Raw genomic sequence first — 15,206 nt, forward strand, 5'->3', positions numbered from 1 at the left:
GGGGCGGGACAGAGCGGCCACTCAGCCGGCGGCCACCGTCAGAGGGGCGAACCGCCGGGTCCAGTCACCGGGAAGTTCGGGGATCCCGTACGTCATCACCGCGTTGAGACCCACCGGTGCCAGCCCGCGCTCCTTCACCCATGCCAGTAGTTCCTCGTGCCGCAGGTCGATATCCGTACGCAGCGGACGGTCGGTAAGGGCGGCGAGTGAGGCGAGGAGTGCCTTCGCCGTCTCCGTGTCGCGGGCGATCAGGGGACCGACCACATGGGTGTCCATGTTGGGCCAGGCCGCCGCGTAGCCGATGATTCGGCCATCCTTCTCCGCGACGCGCAACTGGTCGGAGAAGGCGGGCAGCCGAGTGATCATGTGTGTGCGGTCGGTGCCGAACACCTCTTCGTCGAGCCGGATGATCCCGGCGAGGTCCTCGGCCGTCGCCGGGCGTGTGCCGGTCTCCGGCCCCGGACCGTTTGGTGTAAAGCGTCCGCGGACCATCTCCGCTCCGCCGATGACCTTGAAGCCGAGTTCTTCGTAGAGCGGGCGACCGTTCGGGGTCGCGTGCAGTGTCAGTGGCGTGGTGCCCATCGCGGCGACGACGTACCGCATCAGCCGCCGTCCGATGCCCTGGCGGGCATACCGCTCGGCGACCAGCACCATGCCGATGGCCCCCAACTCGGGCTCTCCGTAAAGTCCGTACTCGGTGACGACACATGCGGCGACCAGTCCGCCGCCGGGGTCGTCGATGCCGTAGCCCTTCCCTGCCGTGAGCAGGAGACTCCACTTGTGCTCCTCGCGGGGCCAGCCCCGGTCCTCGGAGAGGTCGGCGCACGCGGTGAGGTCTCGGCGCGTCAGACGACGGACGGGCAGATCGGCGGGAGAAGGAGTCGACACGCAGGTCAGGCTGTCCGACCGGCGCCCCCGGCGTCCACCGGTTTGCGGTCGCCCGCACGCTCTTTTGGCCATGTCGTGCCGGTCCGCACAGCGCATGGACAGATGTTTCACGTGAAACGCTGAGCATCGGTCATCGGGTGACAGGCCTGGCCTACGGCGATGCGGCGTTCTTCGGGGCAGGATTCGTGTGATGTCTATGAATTGGTGTGCGGCGCACGGTAGTTGAGGGACTTGATGGTCCACCCCGCGCTCCTTCGTGGCCGAGAAGATTGGGACTTGTGCGCTCGGCGACGGCCGGTATGGTCGACTCCGGTTCTTGTCCGCACCGGGGTGACGAATCCCGTACACGCGGTAAGAGCGGGGCAATGCGGCCTAACGGGACGGAGAGATCGAAGACTCGCATTTCCGGTTAGACGGTGACGGTGGTCGTCCACGGTGGGACGCTGCGCGAAGAGCACCGCGGCCGATGCCAGGCCCTGGCCCTGCATGTCCGCGTGGAGTGGCGAGTCCGGGTTGAATGCGACCGCATTGGACAGGGGGCGAACGGGGAAAGCAAGCCGTCAGCGGGGGAACGCGAGCACATTCCGACCGAGGAAGTGCGCAGACCGACCGAAAGATGTTCGAGGCGAGGCAGAACATGGACGCTCCGACCACCACGTCGGCCGACAACGGCACTTCCGGCGGCAGCGCCGGGGGCGGCTGGTTCAAGCCGCACACGCAGCCGGAGGCGCCCCCGGGCGGCGAACAGGATGCACTGGAAGGCAGTCGGCTGGCCGCACTGCGTCCCGTGGGCAGGCCCTCTGCAGGCGCCGGCAGGAGCATGTCGTCGGACCACAACGCCCGTCCGGCTGAGGCCGAGTTCCCGCCGGAACAGGAGCGAATACCTGGGCCGCCGACCCCTCAGCGCCCGACGACACCTCCGGCTCCCGCGCCTTTGCCTCCCCTGCCCCTCGCACCCGCGTCACCTCTTCCCGCACCCTTCACGCCCGCCCCGTCGGGCGGAGGGGCTCCGGTACTCCCGCCCTTCGCACCCGAGCCGAAGGTTTCCGGCACGTCCGCCGACGCACCCGATTCCGCTCATCCCGCAGCGCCCCTCCGCCCGGTGCCGGCCCTCGGATACACCCCCTCCGAGTCCTCCCGTACACCCCCCGCGCCGTCCTCCGATCCGTACGCGCCGGTGCAAGGGCCCGCGGTGTCCGCCGAGCCTCGCGAGCAGGCGTCCCCGGACGCGGTGCTCATCCGGCGGACCATGGACGTGGTCGGCCCTGTCGCCGACAAGGCCACCTCGTACTTCTACGCGCTCCTCTTCGTCCGTCATCCCGAACTGCGATCACTTTTCCCGGCCGCGATGGACACCCAGCGGGACCGGCTCCTCAAGGCCCTGCTCACCGCCGCCAAGCACATCGACAACACCGAGATCCTCGTCGCGTATCTGAAGAACCTCGGCCGTGGCCACCGCAAGTACGGCACCCGGCCCGAGCACTACCCGGCTGTCGGGGAGTGCCTCATCGGCTCCCTGAGCCGGTACGCGGCCGCGATCTGGGACCAGGAGACCGAGGCGGCGTGGGTGCGGGCCTACACGACGATGTCGCAGGTGATGATCGACGCGGCGGCTGTCGACGAACTGCGCGCTCCGGCCTGGTGGTACGGGGAGGTGGTCTCCCACGACCTCAGGACGCCGGAGATCGCCGTCATCACCATCAGGCCCGACCAGCCGTATCCGTTCCTCGCCGGCCAGTACACGAGCCTGGAGACGCCGTGGTGGCCGCGCATCTGGCGGCACTACTCCTTTGCCTCGGCGCCCCGTTCCGACGGACTGCTGTCCTTTCACGTGAAGGCGGTGCCCGCGGGCTGGGTCTCCAACGCGCTGGTGCACCGTGCCCGACCCGGCGACATCGTCCGGCTCGGCCCGGCAGCAGGAACGATGACCGTCGACCACACCACCAACAGCGGCCTGCTCTGTCTGGGCGGCGGCACCGGCATCGCACCCATCAAGGCACTCGTCGAGGATGTCGCCGAGCACGGTGACCGGCGGCGGGTCGAGGTGTTCTACGGCGCCCGTACCGATCTCGACCTGTACGACATCGACTCCATGCTGCGGCTTCAGCAGATTCACTCCTGGCTCGCGGTACGGGCGGTCATCGACCAGCAGACGCATCTGCAGCTGCCTGACGCCGTACGGGAGTACGGACCCTGGTACGAGCACGACGCCTATCTGTCGGGCCCGCCCGGGATGATCCGCAATGGTGTGGTCGCGCTGCGGCGCGCCGGCATCCCCGTGGAGCGGATCCATCATGACGCGGTGGAGGAACTCGTGGTCACCGGGAACTGACGAGTCCCCGTACCGTCACCCCAGGTCAGGTGCGTGCATCGCCCGTACGCCCTCGATGTTGCCGTCCAGATAGTGGCGCAGCGAGAGTGGCACGAGATGGACGGAGGCGATACCGACCCGGGTGAAGGGGATACGGACGATCTCGTACTCGCCGCAGGGCTCGTCGATTTCGGGGCCGTGCCGCAGTGAGGGGTTCATGTCTTCCAGTCGGCACACGAAGAAGTGCTGCACCTTCACACCCGTGGCGCCGCCGTCCGCACCGATGTGCTCGACGGTGTCCACGAAGCAGGGCACCACGTCAGTGATCTTGGCCCCCAGCTCTTCGTGGACTTCACGGTGGAGGGCTTCGATGACGGTGGTGTCGTCCGCTTCGACCCCGCCGCCCGGAGTGAGCCAGTAGGGATCGACACCTGGCTTGGTCCGCTTGATCAGGATCAGGTCGTCGCCATCGAGCAGGATGGCGCGTGCGGTGCGCTTGACCACGGGTCGGACGGTCATGGGAGAAATGTGGCCCAGCTGGTTCCACGTGAAACATTTCGGCTTCCCACCAACCGCTCCTGGTGGGGGAAAGATGCTGCACCGCAGAGCGAAATGCGTGTTTCACGTGAAACATCATCGAGGCCCGCAGGGGAATCCCGAGGAGTGCGGAGTCTCAGCCCCAGTCCGTCGCCGCGTGCTGGAGCCAGTCGTGCGCCCGCGTGATGTGCGGCATCGCCAGCGTGCCGGTCCGGACAACCAGGAAGTACGTCCGCAGCGGAGGCACCGCCGGATCGAACAGAGTGACCACCTCGCCGCGTTCCAGGGCGGGCGCGCACAGGTACCGGGGCAGTACCGCGAGCCCCGCGCCCGCCGCGGTGCAGGCAAGGACCGCGCGCAGATCGGGGACGATGACGGTGCCGGACGCAGTGGGGTGGGAGCCGAAGACGGAGGCCCAGTAGCGGGCGACGAATGGCAGTGACTCGTGGACCTCCACCAGGGGAACGTCCTGGAGGGCGGATGCTCCTTTGCGACGCAGCTTCCCGGGTCCGACCTCGGCAGCCCACTGCGGAGCGGAGACCAGGACGTGCTCCTCGTCGCAGAGCGCGGTCGCTGCGAGCAGGGAGCCGCGCGGACGGGCCGTGGCGATGGCCAGATCATGGTGCCCCGCGGACAGCCCTTCCAGGGTTTCCTCGGCATTGCCGAAGGAGACTCGCAGAGCGAAGCCCTGGCCGTCGTCTCCGGTCAGCTCCGTGAGAGCGGGGAGCGCGCGTTCCGCGGTGAACTCCGGCGGCCCGGCGAGATGCAGTGTGCGGACGGAGGAGTCCTCGTCCAGCCCGGTCTCGGTGATCTCCACGAGCGCGTCGAGATGCGGCGCGGCCTTGTGCGCGAGCTCGTCGCCGATGGTTGTGGGGGTCACGCCACGTGCCTGGCGGAGGAACAAGGGACGGCCCAGTTGCCGCTCCAAGGTGCGGATCTGCGAGGTGACGGCAGGTTGCGAGAGGCCGAGCAGAGCGGCGGCACGAGTGAAGGAGCCGGCTCGATGCACTGTCACGAAGGTGCGCAGCAAGGCCAGGTCCACGATGCACTCCCTCCCCTCTCCACCTCTTTCCTGCCCCCGGCCGTGCCCAACTATAAATAAGTCGATAGGACCCTGTCGTCAGAGTGATTGGACACTGACACAGAGTCAACTAGCCTTGTGTGCGCGGTTCTTCGCGCACAGAACCGCGGTGGTCCGAGCCGCGAGGGGGGAGGCTCGGACCACCGTCGGACGCAGTGGAGTACCTTTCGGTCGCTCCGCCGCCGGTCAGCCCGTCGACTCCGCCAGCGCGCGCAGCACATCCGCCACCAGGTCTTCCGGGTCCTCGGCACCGACCGAGAAACGGATGAAGCCCTCCGGCACGGCGTCCCCGCCCCACCGGCCGCGCCGTTCGGCCGTGGACCGGACCCCGCCGAAACTCGTGGCGTCGTCGACAAGCCGCAGTGCGTCGAGAAAACGATCGGCACGCGCACGCGTGGGCAGCACGAAGGAAACCACACACCCATAGCGCCGCATCTGTCGCGAAGCGATCGTGTACGCGGGATCCTCCGGCAGCCCCGGATAACGCAGCCCGGTCACCTCGGGTCGCCCCCTCAGGGATTCCGCGAGAGCCAGAGCGGTGGCGTCCTGCCGGTTGACCCGCAGGGGGAGCGTGGCGATCGAGCGGTGCGCGAGCCAGGCCTCCATCGGCCCGGGAATCGCCCCAACGATCTTGCGCCACCGTCGTACAGCGGCCATCGCGGAGGCATCCGCCCCCGTGACGTAACCGAGCAGCACGTCACCGTGCCCGGTGAGCTGCTTGGTGCCGCTGGCCACGGAGAAGTCGGCGCCAAGCTCGAGCGGGCGCTGGCCGAGCGGTGTCGCCAGGGTGTTGTCGACAGCCACGAGACAGCCACGCGCGTGTGCCGCCTCGGCGAGCCGTCGTACGTCGCAGACGTCGAGTCCAGGGTTCGACGGGGTCTCCAGCCACAGCAGCCGCGCGCCGTCGAGAACGTCGAGTTGGGCGTCGCCGCCGGTCGGAGCTGTGCGTACCTCTATGCCGTACGCCTCCAGTTGGGCGTGGACCAGCGGCAGCGCCTGGTAGCCGTCGCCGGGCAGGACGACAGTGTCCCCGGTTCGCAGCTGGGAGAAGAGCACCGACGAGACGGCGGCCATGCCGGAGGCGAAGACCAGCGTCTCGACGCCGTCCTGCCCGGGCGCCTCCAAGTCACCGATGGCGCGCTCCAGCAGCGTCCAGGTCGGGTTCTCGTCGCGGCCGTAGGTGTACGGGCCGGTAGGGACACCCGGTAGGTGGTAGTGGGCCGCGAACACCGGGCCGGGAAGGGCCGGGGCGTACTTGACCGGGTCGGGCAGGCCCGCCCGCACCGCGCGCGTCCCGTCACCGAGCTCCGGGTCCGCGTGCATGCCCGAACCCTCGTTCGTAGCCGAATCACTCATCCCGCCTGTCCCTCCACTTCCGCCTGTATCGCGACGAGCAGACCCACGCTCGCCGCCTCCACCATCTCAAGGCACTCCTCGAAGCCGTCCATACCCCCGTAGTACGGGTCCGGGACATCGAGATCAGGGCCCGCGGCGGGATCGTACGAACGCAGCAGCCGTACCTTCTCCGCGTCCCGCGGAGTGGGCGCCATGCGGCGCAGGGCCTTCAGATGGCCGGTGTCGAGGGCGATGACGAGATCGAGACGGGCGAACCACGCGGCCCGGAACTGGCGGGCCGCGTGATCCCCGTCGTAACCGGCAGCCTCCAGCACGGAGACCGTGCGCCCGTCGGCGCCGTCTCCCTGGTGCCAGCCGCCCGTGCCCGCGCTGTCGACCTCGACCAGGCCGGCCAGCCCGGCCTCCTCCACGCGCGCGCGGAAGACGGACTCCGCCATCGGGGAGCGGCAGATGTTGCCGGTGCAGACGAAACAGACGCGGTAGGGCATCGGGCGCCCTCAGTCCTCGTCGGGAAGGACGATGTGCAGCGCCCAGGAGACGATCGAGATGATCAGGCCGCCCAGGACAGCGGTCCAGAAGCCCTCGACGTGGAAGCTCAGGTCGAACTTGTCGGCCAGCCACGAGGTGAGCAGCAGCATCAGGGCATTGACCACCAGGGTGATCAGGCCGAGCGTGAGGATGAACAGCGGGAAGGTGAGCACCTTCACGAGCGGCTTGACCAGGAAGTTCACCAGGCCGAACAGGAGAGCGACGACGATCAGCGTGCCGACCTTCTTGCCCGTGCTGTCACCGGTCAGGGTGATCTTGTCCAGTACCCATACGGCCACGCCGAGGGCGCCCGCGTTGGCGATCGTCTTGACTACGAAATTCTTCATGTGTCTGATCGTGGCAGAAGAGATCGGTTACGAGCGTGGGCGAGGGCGATGAAGGCATTCCGGTTGGATGAACTGGAGGCGGAACGTGCCGCCAACGACGGTGCCTACCTGCAGTTTCTGCGCGAACGGAACATGTCGGTCGGCCTGTACGCGCTGGACGCGGGCGAGCAGGATCCACAGCAGCCCCATCGCCAGGACGAGGTCTACTTCGTGGTGAGCGGGCGCGCCGCGATCACGGTCGGCATGGAGACCACCCAGGTGGCGCGCGGCAGCGTCGTCTACGTGCCGGCCGGGGTGGCTCACAAGTTCCACCACATCAGCGAGGATCTGCGGGTCATGGTGGTCTTCTCTCCGCCCGAGAGCTGACTGCCGCCTCAGGGTTCCCTAGGGGACGGATCAGGGGAGGACAAGGGCTGCGGGGCCCCCGCCGGGCCCCCTGCCGGCCCTAGCATCGAGGGCGGAACATCGAATGTCCCGGCACGAGCGAAGGCCCCAGGCCCCGGCGGATGCGACGGGCTGAGAAGTAAGGAAAAGGGCGATGCGAGAGATCTTCGCGGGAATGCCGTGGTGGGTGAAGTGGGTCGCGGTGCCGGTCATCGCCCTCGTCGTGTTCGGCGGGCTGATAGCGACCGTCGTCGGCTTCGTCATCGGCCTGCTCTTCAAGGCGCTGGTCTTCGTCGCCCTGGTCGGCGGACTCATCTACGTCGTACGGAAGTTCATGTCGAGCTCGTCGTCACGCAGCGACTGGTGAGAGCCGTGGGGCGGAGGGGACACGGGAGGCAGTGCGCGGGGCGGCGCGGGCGCCGGTAACAGAAATCGCCGGGTCCCTCGGGCGGGGGAAGTTTCCCGTACGGGCGGTCTGCGCGCGGTGACAGGCGGTTAGAGTCCGGAATTCGACGCGGGAACGATCCCCGCGGACGGCGTATCCCCTCCTCCCGTGCCTTTCCGTACGGGCAGCCCACCGCCTTCGAGAGTGACCCTCGTCATGGTCGACACCGCACCCGCGGAACCACAGGCTCCACCCGTACAACGCCGGCCCGAGCAGCGGACCCCACCTTCCCCGGGAGCGCGCGTCCGGCCGTCCGAGAGACCCCTGTCGACCCCAGGACCAGCGCTCGGCCCGATGTCCGGCCCCGCGCTCGTGCCGCCTGCCGAACCGCACTCCACAGCGACCCTCATCGGTTCCGTGCAGCGGGCGATGCGACTGCTGGAGTCCGTCGCCGCGCACGAACACGGCGCTCCGGCCAAGCAACTGGCCCGCGAGACCGGCCTCGCCCTTCCGACCGCATACCACCTGCTGCGGACCCTCGTGTTCGAGGGCTATCTGCGGCGAGACAAAGGGCTGTTCTTCCTCGGAGAGTCGGCCGAGCGGCTCGGCAGCAGCGGTGCGAGGCAGAAACGTCGCAGCGCAGTCGTGGACGCCCTCGCGCACTGGCGCGACACCATCGGCGTACCGGTGTACTACGCCGTGTACCGCGACGGCGACATCGAGGTCATGTGCGTCTCCGACACCTCCGCCAACCCGGCGGTCGAGGAGTGGGCCGACTTCCGTGAGACCGGGCACGCGCACGCCGTCGGACAGTGCCTGCTCTCGCAGTTGGACGAGCAGGACCGCCGGGACCATCTCGACCGCCACCCCGTACAGGCGGTCACCCCCTACACGGTGCCCGACAGCCACACGCTGCTGCGCCGCCTCGACCGGATGCGGCGGATGGAACTCGTCGTGGAGCGGCAGGAGTACGCACTGGGGACTGTCTGTGCGGCGATTCCGATCACCATCGGGGCGACCGCCGCCACTTTGGCCATTTCTCTTCCTTCCCATCAGGCGGGTCGACTGCTAGAAGCGGCGCAGCAGTTGCAGACAGAGGTCGGAAGACTCGTCGGGTCCTTCGCGATCTCTATCAGTATCTGAAAACTCACTCCTTGTGATTCATCGTGTACTTTCAGCAAGATTCGAGCAGTATCAGAGCGATGATTACAGGCCAGTCCACGGCAACTGACGGGGTTAGGCGATGCGCGAGTCGGTGCAGGCAGAAGTCATGATGAGCTTTCTTGTCTCGGAGGAGCTCTCCTTCCGCATTCCGGTGGAGCTGCGCTACGAGACCTGTGATCCCTATGCCGTCCGGCTGACGTTCCATTTGCCTGGCGACGCCCCTGTGACCTGGGCCTTCGGGCGCGAACTGCTGATCGACGGCGTGGGGCGGCCGTGCGGGGACGGAGATGTGCGGATCGCGCCCGCCGACACCGACGTCCTCGGGGAGGTGCTGATCCGGCTTCAGGTCGGCGGCGACCAGGCGCTGTTCCGCTCCGGGGCGGCGCCGCTGGTGGCCTTCCTCGACCGCACGGACAAGCTCGTGCCACTGGGGCAGGAGCGTTCCCTCGCCGACTTCGACACCCACCTCGACGAGGCGCTGGACCGCATTCTGGCGGAGGAGCAGAGCGCGGGCTGAGCGGGTTCACGACGGGCCCCGGCGGTGCCGTAACGCTTCTCCTGACGCGAGGAGAAGCTTGCCGGTGGCGTCTCTTCGGGCGCAGCCGTCCTTCGGCGTTCGGCGCGGACGCAGCCCCCAAAGGGGGCTCGGCGTCCGTCAGTGCTTGCGGCGACGGCCCTTCCCCGCGCGGGCCGCGACCGCCTGGGGCGCCGCCCCCGCTCCGACTGCGGTGGCCCCCGTACCAGGTCCGGCCCCAGCCGGCGCTCCCGCGGTCAGCGGTGCCATGCCCGGGCGGTCGGCCGAGACCATCAGGGCGGCCAGGAGCGTGGTCACCGGCACGGACGCCACCAGGCCGATCGAGCCCACCAGGGTCCGCACGATCTCCTCCGCGACGAGTTCGCTGTTGGCGACGGCCCCGACGCTGCTCTGCGCGATCGAGAAGAGCAGCAGCAGCGGCAGCGCGGCGCCCGCGTAGGCGAGGACGAGGGTGTTGACGACGGACGCGATGTGGTCGCGGCCGATACGGATGCCGGCGCGGTACAGCCCGCGCCATCCCATCGTCGGGTTTGCCTCGTGGAGTTCCCAGACCGCCGATGTCTGCGTCACCGTCACATCGTCGAGGACACCGAGCGAACCGATGATGACGCCCGCGAGCAGCAGGCCGCTCATGTCGATGGACGGATACAGGCCATGGATCAGGCCCGTGTTGTCGTCAGTGTTGCCGGTCAGCGCGGCCCAGCCGATGAACAGGGAGCCGAGGACGCCGATCAGCACCAGCGAGATGAGGGTGCCGAGCACCGCCACAGACGTACGGGCCGAGAGGCCGTGACACATGTAGAGCGCGATCAGCATGATGGCGCTGGCGCCGATCACCGCCACGAGCAGCGGATTCGAGCCCTGGAGGACCGCCGGAAGGATGAAGAAGGTCAGGACCATGAAGCTGACGGCCAGGGCTACCAGAGCCATCACACCGCGCAGGCGTCCGACGATCACGACGGCGAGCGCGAAGATGCCGGCCAGCAGTGCCATGGGGAACCTGCGGTTCACATCGGCGACCGAGTACTGCAGGTCCTTCGGCGCCGAGGGCTCGTACGCGACCACGACCTTCTCGTCCTGGTGCAACTGCCGTGACTGGTCCGGCTGCACGATCTCCGTGAACGTACGGCCTTTGTCGTCACCGGTGTCGACCCGGATCGTCGCCTTCTTGCAGTCGCCGGTCGCCTGTTGCTGTGCCGAGGAGCCCTCGGCGGTGGACGTGTCACCGGTCGGGGTCTCCCCCGAGGCGTTGACGGACTTGCAGTCCACTGAGACGACCTTGGTGACGGTGGCTTCCTGGGTCTGCCGGTCGAAACCGACGCCCGTGCGCTCGTGCGCCGGGGCGCCCCCGGGCCACAGCACCACGAGCCCGACCACGACCGCCGCGGCGAAGGGGATCAGAATCGCCCCGATGATCTTCCGCAGGTGGACGGAGACAGGGGCGGCCGGCCCATGGCTGTGACTGTGGCCGTGCGAGTGACCGCCGTTGTCATCGGGACCGTGGACGTCACCCGGCCCGTCCCCATGTCCCCCGCCACCGGGTCCGGGGCCGTGCCCACCGCCAGAACCTCGGCCAGGCCCGCCACCGTGCCCGTCGCCGGGTCCGTTCCCGTGCCCTTGATGCCCGTGGCCGGTGTCCTGTCCCGGGCCGGCTCCGTGACCGTGCTCGCGCCCGTCACCTGCTCCGGGGCCGGGACCTCGTCTGCCACCGGACACGGGAAGCGGGCCGAACTGGCCGGTGCCGGGCCCCTCGGCGCCGAACCCGTGGTCCGGGGCACCCGGTCCAGGACGGCTGCCTCGGGCCGGCCCCGCTCCGGGCCTGTAGCCGCGATCGATCCTGCGACCGGGACCGTACCCGGGACTCTGATCCCCTCCGGCCGCTCCGCCTGTTCCTGCTGCGGGTCCCGACACGCCACCGAGGCCGCCGGGGCCGTTGCCGGACAGCGGCCCGCGCTCCTGGCCGGGGCCGCCGTTGCCGCTGCCGGGCCCGGAGCCGTGGCCGGCACCGCTTCCGCGCGCCGGCTCGGAGGGCGGGTACGGGGGTCCTTGCGTCGTGGTCACCGCCCGATCATCGCAAGAACGGCAGGGGCCCTCTGTTCACCTCGCCCAAATTGACGCTAGCGTGGAGGCACCTTTGCACACGCGGGAGCTCGGAGCACCGGGCTGAGAGGGCGCTGACCTCCGTTTTAGCGATGTTTCACGTGGAACATGTGGAACGAGTGATGTTTCACATGAAACATCGGCAGACGGAATCCGCTGCGTCGACCGCTGAACCTGTTACCGGGTAATGCCGGCGTAGGGAGTAGGTCTCATGACCATCAAGGACACACGCACGCCTGCCTCCGACCAGGACGATCAGCCCATTCAGGGCGAACAGTCCCAGGAGGCCGGGAAGTCCGTCGGCTGGCACAAGGGGTATGTCGGTGGCTCGCGCCCCGACCTGCGGGTGCCGGTCCGTCAGGTGCACCTCACCAACGGGAAGTCGGTCACTCTGTACGACACGTCGGGCCCGTACACCGATCCGCAGGTCGACACGGATGTCCGCAGGGGGCTGGCACCGCTGCGCGACAACTGGATCATCGCCCGCGGCGACACCGAGGAGTACGCGGGCCGCCCCGTCCGCCCCGAGGACGACGGGATCAAGCACACCTCGCCGCGCGGCGGCCTCCGGAACCTCGACGCAGTGTTCCCGGGAAGGCCCCGGCAGCCACGCCGGAGCCGGAACGGCCAGGCGGTGACGCAACTCGCGTACGCCCGCCGCGGCGAGGTCACGCCCGAGATGGAGTTCGTGGCGCTCCGGGAGAACCTCGATCCCGAGGTGGTCCGCGAGGAGATCGCCGCCGGACGTGCGGTACTGCCCGCGAACGTCAACCACCCGGAGATCGAGCCGATGATCATCGGCAAGCGGTTCCTGGTGAAGGTCAACGCCAACATCGGCAACTCGGCGGTCACTTCCTCCATCGAGGAAGAGGTCGAGAAGATGACCTGGGCGACCCGCTGGGGCGCCGACACGGTCATGGACCTGTCCACCGGCCGCAATATCCACACCACCCGCGAATGGGTGCTGCGCAACTCCCCCGTTCCCATCGGCACGGTGCCGCTGTATCAGGCGTTGGAGAAGGTGGACGGCAGGGCCGAGGAACTGACCTGGGAGATCTACAAGGACACGGTCGTCGAACAGGCCGAGCAGGGCGTGGACTACATGACGGTGCACGCGGGCGTCCGCCTGGCGTACGTACCGCTCACCGCGAACCGCAAGACCGGCATCGTCTCGCGCGGTGGATCGATCATGGCGGCCTGGTGCCTGGCGCACCACAAGGAGTCGTTCCTGTACGAGAACTTCGAAGAACTGTGCGAGATCCTCGCCGCGTACGACGTCACGTACTCGCTCGGCGACGGCCTGCGCCCCGGGTCGATCTCGGACGCCAACGACCAGGCACAGTTCGCGGAGTTGCGGACGCTCGGGGAACTCAACACGATCGCGAAGCGTTTCCATGTGCAGACGATGATCGAAGGCCCGGGACATGTTCCGATGCACAAGATCAAGGAGAACATCGACCTACAGCAGGAGATCTGTGATGAAGCTCCGTTCTATACGCTCGGTCCGCTGACGACGGACGTCGCGCCGGCGTACGACCACATCACTTCCGGCATCGGTGCCGCGATGATCGCCTGGTGGGGCACGGCCATGCTCTGCTACGTCACACCCAAGGAGCACTTGGGTCTGCCGAACCGTGACGACGTGAAAACCGGCGTCATCACTTACAAGATCGCCGCCCACGCGGCCGACCTCGCCAAGGGGCACCCAGGCGCGCAGGAATGGGACGACGCACTCTCCGACGCCCGTTTCGAGTTCCGGTGGGAGGACCAGTTCAACCTGGCCCTCGACCCGGACACGGCACGTGAGTTCCACGACGAGACCCTGCCGGCCGAGCCGGCCAAGACGGCCCACTTCTGCTCCATGTGCGGGCCGAAATTCTGCTCGATGAAGATCAGCCAAAGCATCACAGAGCGGTTCGGCGGTACGGCGGCCGCGGGCGCGACGGCCGAGGAGGTCGCTGAGGGGATGCTCCAGAAGTCGAAGGAGTTCGCTGCCAGCGGCAACCGGGTGTACCTGCCGCTCGCGGACTGAGAAGCGAGGTGCGATGCCCCGGCGCTTCGGGGCATCGCACCCTTCGGGACCGCGGCGGGGCTGCCCTCCCGCCGGCTCGGCGGGCAGACTGCCCACATGACAGCGAGAGTACTGAGCAAGGGCGCGAACCTTCCCGTCGATTCTGCCGCTGTACGCGTCGAGTTCGGTTGGCGCCAGGAGTCTGGCGTACCCGATGTTGACGCCTCGGCCTTGCTGCTCACTGGTACCGGACGAGTTCGCGACGACGGTGACTTCGTCTTCTACAACCAGCCGCAGCATGCGTCGAGCGCTGTCACCCACCTGGGGAAGAAGCGTGCCGGTGGTGTCCTGACCGACACGGTCGAGGTGCACCTGCACCTGCTTGACCCCGTTGTCGAGAGAGTCGCGCTGTGCGCTTCTGCCGATGGTGGAACGTTCGGGCAGGTGCCTGGGCTGACCTTGAGGCTTCTTGATGCGGGGAGCGGGACCGAGATCGCACGGTTTCCCATGGAGGCCGGGACGGAAACCGCGTTCATCGGTGGCGAGCTGTATCTGAGGGCGGGGCAGTGGAAGTTCCGCGCGGTTGGTCAGGGCTATGCCTCAGGGCTCGCTGGGCTGGCCACCGACTTCGGTATCACCGTTGATGACGCGTCCCCGGATGCGTCCGCGTTCCCGACGACTCCGGTTTCCGCATCGCCCGTCCCGGCCCGGCAACCTGTCGGCCCGCGCCTAGGTGACGGCGAAGAACAGTTGCCCGTCGATATGCGCAAGCGTCTGTCTCTGCGCAAGGAACAGGTCGCGGTCAGTCTCAGAAAGCTTGGCGCAGCCGGGGTCACCGCGCGCGTGATCCTGGTCCTGGACGCCTCCGGATCCATGTCCTTCCTCTACTCCAAGGGCGTCGTCGCCGATGTGGTGGAGCGCATGGCAGCGGTCGCCGCACAGCTGGACGATGACGGTGACATGCAGGCATGGACGTTCGCCTCGAATGCAGCGCGTCTCCCGGATCTGCGACTCGCCGACCTACCCGAATGGCTGCGACTGCACGTTCGGGTGGGACAGATCAGCCTCTTCCGACGCGGTAAGAAGCCCGGCAAAGGACTGGAACCCGGTCAGGTCGACATGCGGACGGTCGGCATCCAGAACGAAGAGCAGAAGGCGATCGCCCAAGTTCGTGGCTATGTCAGGGAAAACCCTGCTGCTGTCGGCACCCTGGTGCTGTTCTTCTCCGATGGGGGCGTCTACCGCAACGCCGTGATCGAGCGAGAGCTGCGGGAGGCTGTCGAGGAACCGATCTTCTGGCAGTTCGTGGGGCTGGGACGGTCCAACTACGGAGTGCTGGAACGCTTCGACACCCTGTCCGGCCGTCGCGTCGACAACGTCGGATTCTTTGCTGTGGACGACATCAGCACAGTCCCCGACCAGGAACTGTACGACCGGCTCCTGTCCGAGTTCCCGACCTGGATCGCTGCCGCTCGCCAGGCCGGCATCATTCGGTCCGGTTCTGCCGGTCCGTCTCAGGGCTGAGGTTGTTCCCGACGAGGATCAGCCGAAGCGTCACGAGCGGTTCGGTGGTACAGCG

General features: G+C 68.1%; 14 protein-coding genes and 1 riboswitch. Of the genes, 7 read left to right on the plus strand and 7 right to left on the minus strand.

Features of this window, described 5'->3' with window-relative positions:
- Positions 1–21 precede the first annotated feature (21 nt).
- Entirely contained in the window at positions 22–888 is an 867-nt protein-coding gene (locus tag PV734_RS11535; RefSeq protein WP_319096641.1) for a GNAT family N-acetyltransferase, read from the minus strand.
- A 637-nt stretch (positions 889–1,525) separates the two neighbouring features.
- Here PV734_RS11535 and PV734_RS11540 point away from each other — a divergent pair.
- The gene (locus PV734_RS11540) at positions 1,526–3,220 is read left to right on the plus strand and encodes a globin domain-containing protein (RefSeq protein ID WP_319289399.1); all 1,695 of its coding nucleotides are present in this window, start codon (positions 1,526–1,528) and stop codon (positions 3,218–3,220) included.
- Between the two features lie 15 nt (positions 3,221–3,235).
- Here the strand turns inward: PV734_RS11540 and PV734_RS11545 are convergent, their stop codons facing one another.
- The 5 genes from PV734_RS11545 to PV734_RS11565 form a co-directional block, all read right to left on the minus strand.
- Positions 3,236–3,718, minus strand: a complete 483-nt coding sequence (locus tag PV734_RS11545; protein WP_319096640.1) for an NUDIX hydrolase — start codon at positions 3,716–3,718, stop codon at positions 3,236–3,238.
- A gap of 154 nt (positions 3,719–3,872) precedes the next feature.
- Positions 3,873–4,778: a LysR family transcriptional regulator gene (locus tag PV734_RS11550; protein WP_319096639.1), complete on the minus strand. Its 906-nt coding sequence runs from the start codon at positions 4,776–4,778 to the stop codon at positions 3,873–3,875.
- Positions 4,779–5,003: 225 nt separating this feature from the next.
- The gene (locus tag PV734_RS11555) at positions 5,004–6,173 is read right to left on the minus strand and encodes a cystathionine gamma-lyase (RefSeq protein ID WP_319289400.1); all 1,170 of its coding nucleotides are present in this window, start codon (positions 6,171–6,173) and stop codon (positions 5,004–5,006) included.
- Positions 6,170–6,661 carry a low molecular weight protein-tyrosine-phosphatase gene (locus PV734_RS11560; RefSeq protein ID WP_319096637.1) on the minus strand — a complete coding sequence of 164 codons (492 nt, stop codon included), beginning with the start codon at positions 6,659–6,661 and terminating at the stop codon, positions 6,170–6,172. Before PV734_RS11560 ends, PV734_RS11555 begins: the two co-directional genes overlap by 4 nt.
- Before the next feature lie 9 nt (positions 6,662–6,670).
- Positions 6,671–7,048 (minus strand): phage holin family protein, encoded by a 378-nt coding sequence (locus PV734_RS11565; RefSeq protein ID WP_319096636.1) that lies wholly within the window; start codon positions 7,046–7,048, stop codon positions 6,671–6,673.
- 48 nt (positions 7,049–7,096) lie between these two features.
- Here PV734_RS11565 and PV734_RS11570 point away from each other — a divergent pair, with 48 nt between their 5' ends.
- The 4 genes from PV734_RS11570 to PV734_RS11585 all read left to right on the plus strand — a co-directional run bounded on the left by PV734_RS11570 (position 7,097) and on the right by PV734_RS11585 (position 9,498).
- On the plus strand, positions 7,097–7,414 hold the full coding sequence (locus tag PV734_RS11570) for a cupin domain-containing protein (protein ID WP_164408297.1): 318 nt from the start codon (positions 7,097–7,099) through the stop codon (positions 7,412–7,414).
- A 172-nt stretch (positions 7,415–7,586) separates the two neighbouring features.
- Positions 7,587–7,799 carry a DUF5326 family protein gene (locus PV734_RS11575; protein WP_006373816.1) on the plus strand — a complete coding sequence of 71 codons (213 nt, stop codon included), beginning with the start codon at positions 7,587–7,589 and terminating at the stop codon, positions 7,797–7,799.
- 372 nt (positions 7,800–8,171) lie between these two features.
- Positions 8,172–8,960 carry an IclR family transcriptional regulator gene (locus tag PV734_RS11580; protein ID WP_319096635.1) on the plus strand — a complete coding sequence of 263 codons (789 nt, stop codon included), beginning with the start codon at positions 8,172–8,174 and terminating at the stop codon, positions 8,958–8,960.
- A gap of 100 nt (positions 8,961–9,060) precedes the next feature.
- The gene (locus PV734_RS11585) at positions 9,061–9,498 is read left to right on the plus strand and encodes an SsgA family sporulation/cell division regulator (protein WP_319096634.1); all 438 of its coding nucleotides are present in this window, start codon (positions 9,061–9,063) and stop codon (positions 9,496–9,498) included.
- A gap of 138 nt (positions 9,499–9,636) precedes the next feature.
- On the opposite strand, the gene PV734_RS11590 is transcribed toward PV734_RS11585, so the two are convergent.
- Complete coding sequence (locus tag PV734_RS11590) at positions 9,637–11,232, minus strand: YibE/F family protein (protein ID WP_319096661.1); 1,596 nt, start codon at positions 11,230–11,232, stop codon at positions 9,637–9,639.
- Between the two features lie 416 nt (positions 11,233–11,648).
- Positions 11,649–11,835: riboswitch (TPP riboswitch) on the plus strand.
- On the opposite strand from PV734_RS11590, the gene thiC reads away from it, so the two are divergent.
- Positions 11,828–13,648 (plus strand): phosphomethylpyrimidine synthase ThiC, encoded by a 1,821-nt coding sequence (gene thiC / locus PV734_RS11595; protein ID WP_319096633.1) that lies wholly within the window; start codon positions 11,828–11,830, stop codon positions 13,646–13,648. Its footprint overlaps the riboswitch before it by 8 nt.
- Before the next feature lie 96 nt (positions 13,649–13,744).
- A complete protein-coding gene (locus tag PV734_RS11600) occupies positions 13,745–15,151 on the plus strand; it encodes a VWA domain-containing protein (protein ID WP_319096632.1) in 1,407 nt (468 codons plus the stop codon).
- Positions 15,152–15,206 lie beyond the last annotated feature (55 nt).

This window comes from Streptomyces sp. AK08-02, assembly GCF_033795085.1.
GTDB lineage: Bacteria > Actinomycetota > Actinomycetes > Streptomycetales > Streptomycetaceae > Streptomyces > Streptomyces echiniscabiei.